The sequence below is a fragment of the Gilliamella sp. W8136 genome, assembly GCF_016101285.1.
Taxonomy (GTDB): Bacteria; Pseudomonadota; Gammaproteobacteria; order Enterobacterales; family Orbaceae; genus Gilliamella; species Gilliamella apicola_N.
Genome location: NZ_JACFQU010000031.1, coordinates 1 through 6,174, shown reverse-complemented (window position 1 = coordinate 6,174; position 6,174 = coordinate 1). Strand labels below are relative to the sequence as shown.

Sequence of the window (6,174 nt, the reverse complement as noted above, 5' to 3'; positions counted from 1 at the left end):
CGACAATCAATAAACACCGTAATGTGATACGCACGCCAGCGAATAATAAATTGCGAATGGACGATAAACGTGGTCAGGAGCATATTAAACTGGCAACGGAATATGGCAAAACCCAACTCAATTTGGGGCATTTGGTGGACAGTGAAAAAACGAAACGAGGAGAAGGTTTTGAGCTGCGTACCGATGAGTGGGGCGCAGTGCGTGCTGCTAAAGGTATTTTTATTACTGCCGACAAACAGTATCAAGCACAAGATTTACAACTTAATATGCAAGAGGCCAAAGAGCAGCTTGATAAAACATTAGATTTAGTCTCTGCCTTACAAGATGCTGTTAAACATGCTGAGGCTGAATTAGCCGATTTAGAAACACAAAAAAAATTGATAATCGAATCCATTGAAGAATTTAAACAACCCTCTATTTTGATGTCTTCACCAAAAGGGATCGCCCAAGTTACACCTGAAAGTGTGCAGATAGCTGCAGGTGAAAATATCATGTTGGCAAGTCATCAACATACTGATGTCAGTGTTTTAAGAAAATTTACCGTTGCAGCGGGTGAAATGATCAGTTTATTTGCTCAAAAAATGGGAATTAAACTTATCGCTTCACATGGCAAAGTTGATATACAAGCACAACATGATGAAATGTCATTACTGGCGGAAAAAGATTTGTCAATAAGCAGTCAAAAAGGTCGTACTGTTATTTCAGCTCAAAAAGAACTTATTTTAACGTGTGGTGGTGCTTATATACGACTTGCTGATGGCTCAATAGATATTGCTGCACCAGATAATGTCATTTGCCATTCAGCAACATGGCAAAAAACTGGTCCGGATAGTTTAAGCCAAATGTTAAATGAACGCCAAAATACAAATTATCATTTTAACTCACAATTATTATGGAAAAATGACAATACTCCAGTAAAAAATCAGCGAGTGAAAATTATTCGTGCCGATGGAAGTGAAATTGATGCTATGACGGATGAAAATGGCAAATTACCAAAACAGTTTGCCGATTTTATTGAACCAATAACAATCGTTCTTGTACCCCAAAAAGACAGTTAACAATTGAATCAAACGGGATGATTTAACTCATCGCAATAATAGGAATAGATAAGGATATATGTTATGGGATGGAATATTCCTCAACCATTAACACACAGACAGATAAAAAAAACACCCTATTTATTATGGATTATAGGGCTGGTGTTGTTGATCTTACTCAGTTTTGTACTAATACTTCTGCTTTTTGAAGATACTGATGACTCATTGGTGTGGTTCTGTTCCATCATTATACCAATAATACTCTGGTCTATTCCATTTGCGATTAATCTGTCAATGCGTTATTCGGATGCCGTTTATAATGAGGAAATAACAACGATTAACAAGCAAACTACTAAACAATGGCAAGCTTGGAGCAAGCAGCAATTACCGATTTTTGCCAGTCACGTCATCTGTGCCGAGCAAGATGGCGTTAAGGTACTAACAGGTGATGCCAACAAAATCCCACTTTATCCAGCAAAAGCGCGCCCTCTATTTAATGCCAGTACATCAACTCAACCTTATTGGTTTTTAGATGAAGTTATGCAGAGTTTAGAGCAGCAAAGCCCCAACTACCGTCGGTACTTGACTCACATTTATCTTCCTCAAAAATTAATGAAAGATGACGAATTACAAAATGCAATTTTTGAACGTTGGGATTTATATCCTGAGCCAATAATGGATTATAACGCATGGATAACCGAATTGTATCAGCATTCAGATAATATCGAATTGTCGTTAATCTTAACCTGTCAATATACCTCTTCGATGTATTCTAAGCACAGTCAATTTATTAGTGCATTATTGCTTGGTGATGAATCACTGATTGTAAATAAAGAATTAACGGCCAAATCGTGGTTAGGCAGATTAATGATATCAGAACATGATTTATCAGCTGATCTAGAGCAACTATTGGCGTTAACTCAACTTCCATCGGCCAATATAAAAGATATATGGATATCAGGGTTAGACAAAAAGAACCGTATTGCACTTGCGATAACAACCGAACAGCTTGCCATAGGTAATGGTAATGAGCAACTGCTCCATGATATTGATTTAACTTTTGCAAAGCCAAGTGATTTAACTCACTATTTTACTTTAGGACTCGCAAATGGTTGTATTGCTCATCATGGGGGAGAGCAATTAGCGATTGTCGAATATGCACAGCATATTTATTTGCAATTAATTACTTCTCAAAAAATGACATCATAAATAAAAGAATAAGGATATAAAATGGACAATAATTGCCAAAGTGAGATATTTAATACGAGACCACGTTCAAATGAGGATGTGGTACAAATGCATATTGAAAAAGAGCGTAAAGTGATACCAATTATTTTACTGCCTGGCGTGATGGGAAGTAATTTAAAGTTAAAATCTGTAAACGGTGATAACAATTCGCGCAAAGTTTGGCGTATAGATACTCCGCTTAATATGACCAAATGGTTATTACCCATATTAGGTAATGCAAGGAGAAGGAAGTGCTTATTAGATCCTAAGAAAACAGAAGTAGATGATCGAGGTAGAGTAATTGAGGCCGCTTCTAAAGAAATTTCATCTTTACAATCTACGTATAATCAAAGATCTAATGATGAGGAAAGCAGCATAGATTTAGATGAAGAAGGTAAAAAAGCAGATGAAAATCATCCAGAAAATAAACTTTTTGGTACGCGTCGGGAAAGGGGATGGGGAACCGTCGGTTACTTCAGTTATGGCGTATTTTTAGATACTTTTCAATCTTGGTTATATCAACCTACCGGAGAATTATCACTTAAGTTGCAAAGTTTAACAGAGGCTCACTCATTTAAGTTAGCCTCCACAGAAAAAACCACGCTTACATTTGACGGCGACGATATTAAAAAACTTGAGAATTATGATTTTCCGCTTTATGCGATGGGTTATAACTGGCTAGAATCTAATGCAGAAAGTGCCAGACGGTTAAAAAAATTAGTTGAAGAAACTATCCCTGCTTTCTACAAAAAAAAGGGTAGAGTTTGTGATAAAGTAATTTTAATGACCCACTCTATGGGGGGATTAGTGGCGCGTTATTATACGGAAGCTTTGGGGGGGCGTGAAAAAGTATACGGTGTGATTAATGCCGTTCAACCCTCTATTGGAGCAGCAGCGGCGTATACCCGAATGAAATGTGGTAATCAAAAGAATTTTTTTATAGATAATGTGTTAGGCAAGGATGGAGCCGAAATGACAGCAGTTTTGGCTCAAGCTCCAGGTCCATTGCAGTTATTACCTGGCATTGAATATGGTAAAGGTTGGTTGACCATTAAATCTAAATGTGAGATTAAGAAATACCCTACTCCTAAAAAAGATCCTAACGAAGATCCTAAAAAAGGTCCTAAATTAGATCCTTATAATGATATCTATTTAAATAAAAAAGAATGGTGGTGTGTTTGTGAACCGCATTTAATTAATCCATTTAATAAAAAACATAATAAAGAAATAATGGAATCAGACTGGGAACAATATGAACATATTATAATGAATGATGTAAAAAAGTTTCATGAAGAAATTAGTGGGAAATATCATCCTAATACTTACGCATTTTATGGGGTGGATGTTAAAGCAGCGGAGGAAGAAGATAAAAGAAAAAAATATCCAGATTATGCAAAGCAAGTAGCTAATATACCAATAATAATAGGAGAAGAATTTTTAACCTATGATGAAGTGAATTGGAATGGAGAATATAAGAAAATAGATCCTGAATCAGGAATTAAACGACCATCTGATCAATATATTGGTGATAAAAATAGATTGAATTTACGAGAAAAAAGAACGAAACGAACGATTGCTATAGAGACTAAAAATCGCGAAAAAGGTGAATCTGAAGCAGAAAGCAATCAACAAGGTAATATTGATTTTCAAGTAACGTATATTGCTGAATGTTTCACATTAGAACCTGCAAAAGGCAATGGTGACAGTACGGTTTCACGACGCTCTGGCGAAATAGATCCTGCAAAAGGCAATGGTGACGGTATGGTTTCACGACGCTCTGGCGAAATTCCAAAAAAACCAAAAGAATCCCTACGTGCACTAACTTATCTTGCTGTTGGGCATGAATCAGCGTATAAAAAAAGTGAGGAAGCGCGAGATTTTGCTCTACGGGCAATAGTCGATATTATAGTGAAGATTGTCAAGGTTGAAGAAAATGGGCAACAGGTTAAAACTTGATAAAAGGTATTATTTTTTAATCACGGCGTTATTAATCATTTTATTTTTTACTCATCGTTATTTTAATAAGGATATAATTATGGTCACCTTATCAACTGAGCAACAGCAACAAGTCGATCAATTGCTAAAAAATACTGCAACACGTTGTTTAGGAGTTTATTTAATTGATTTACCAAAACAATTTTCAGTATTCCCAACCACTGAGTTTTATTATGATCAAATTCATAAAGTTACTATTAAAACTCAACGACAGTATCTTCCACCTTTTAAACAGATGATAGCTCGTCGAGAGCAAGAATTGAAAAATACCCAACCTATTGATCCCATTGATGGTAATTTTTTAAAAGCAATTCATCCATTACCGAATACTGATACGGATAAAATACAAGGTATTATATTTGAACGGATGCAAAGTGAAGGTGTTCCTGATGTTGCCCGTGTTTTAGAAGGTTACCGTTGGCAAGATGAGGTAACCTTAAAAATTGAAATGAATGCACATAATGGTTCAGATAGTCGTTACGATCAAGATAGAAATACAAACCCAAATATCTATAACAACAATGTACCTGAGAAACTAGCACAAATGTACAAATTATTCGATCATATTCAGGTACGCGATGATTTTACCATCCCAAGTGAACCGGGATTTTGTTTCACTAATGGATTTATGCGTAATGGGGTCGAAGAATATAAAGACATAAGTTTTACATATCGATATGAGGGGAAAGAGGATTTTTATATTAGTTTACAGTCTTCTGATTTTTCAGAAGACCTGTCGCTATTGGAAAGTCCTGAAGAATATGATCCGGACGGAGAAGGATATACGGTTTATAAAGGTACGCGTGAAAGCAATCATTTAGTTATGGAAGAATGGATAAGGAAAGGTGATTTTTTTTACAATAATGATTATAGTTGGAGAAATGATGAAGGGTACATTTTTAAACTTGGCATCAATCTGTTTAATGCAAGTTATAAAAAGCCCCAATTGTGGGTCCAAATGAATTATATAATACCCAAGAATGATAACGTTCCAACCTATAGTGAAGAGCAGTTAATGAGTATATGGCGTGAAATAACTAATAGTATCAGAATAAGGGAAAGTTCGTTCGCAAATGAATAAAAAGTACTGGATGATTGCTGTTTGGATTTTTTGAAATGCTATTATATAAAATTGCTAAAAATTTAATAATAAAATGGGCGAATTAAGCATGTTATTTACTTAATAGTGACGTTTAATATTCAATTAGTAGCAACAAAATTACATATAAAAGCAGATATAATTTTTAAATTATTCCTAAGTTAATAGATATCTGGTTATTTTATTTATCTAAAGGAATACGATAAAAAAGCATTCAAAAATAGAAAATTGTTTTAATTGCAATTATTGTGTTATTTAGAACGATCATTCAGCTTTTAAGGAAATAAAACAGACAAAAAGAAAATATTTAAATTCTGTATAAACATAAATAAATGTTTTTTTAAATCAAGTGATAGATTAAATATTTTCTTTTGACTCTAGAGAATTTTTGAGTATAAAAACAGTAAATTTTGTAAAAAATATTCAGGAGTCTATACCGTTTGCCGATTGTATTTTGCTGTAATTTATTTTTAATTCTTATCGTTAACTGCTAACTGCTAACTGCTAACTGCTAACTGCTAACTGCTAACCGCTAACCGCTACCCCCTTCTCATGAGTAATTTACAGTTTGATGATCTTGGTAAATAACTCAAATCCATATCAATACGATCTATTATAAATTGTATTTATTATCAACATTAATTTCAGAGCATTTATAAATCAGTGTGCAAGTCTAATTAAATGATTAATTAATATATTTTAATATGACCATCTAAAAAATAAAAAGCCACATTAATTACTCAGTTTAATCATTATCTACAATAAATAAAAATTAATAAAAGTTAATAAAAGTTAATAAAAAAATAATTGACTCGT

At 34.0% G+C, this 6,174-nt stretch carries 4 protein-coding genes; all 4 read left to right on the top strand.

Annotated elements, in window-relative coordinates:
- Nucleotides 1-1,058: type VI secretion system Vgr family protein (locus H3T96_RS14465; RefSeq protein ID WP_198248678.1), on the top strand; the 1,058-nt coding region annotated here is incomplete at its 5' end.
- Nucleotides 1,059-1,121: 63 nt separating this feature from the next.
- On the top strand, nt 1,122-2,246 hold the full coding sequence (locus H3T96_RS14460; protein ID WP_144091866.1) for a hypothetical protein: 1,125 nt from the start codon (nt 1,122-1,124) through the stop codon (nt 2,244-2,246).
- Nucleotides 2,247-2,267: 21 nt separating this feature from the next.
- Nucleotides 2,268-4,220, top strand: coding sequence for a triacylglycerol lipase (locus H3T96_RS14455; protein WP_144091867.1), 1,953 nt, complete (start codon nt 2,268-2,270; stop codon nt 4,218-4,220).
- A 79-nt stretch (nt 4,221-4,299) separates the two neighbouring features.
- On the top strand, nt 4,300-5,340 hold the full coding sequence (locus tag H3T96_RS14450; protein ID WP_144091868.1) for a T6SS immunity protein Tli4 family protein: 1,041 nt from the start codon (nt 4,300-4,302) through the stop codon (nt 5,338-5,340).
- The last annotated feature ends 834 nt before the right edge of the window (nt 5,341-6,174 follow it).

Coding starts and splice junctions, on each gene's coding strand:
- H3T96_RS14460 (WP_144091866.1), top strand. CDS start 1,122: ATGGGATGGAATATTCCTCAACCATTAACACACAGACAGATAAAAAAA.
- H3T96_RS14455 (WP_144091867.1), top strand. CDS start 2,268: ATGGACAATAATTGCCAAAGTGAGATATTTAATACGAGACCACGTTCA.
- H3T96_RS14450 (WP_144091868.1), top strand. CDS start 4,300: ATGGTCACCTTATCAACTGAGCAACAGCAACAAGTCGATCAATTGCTA.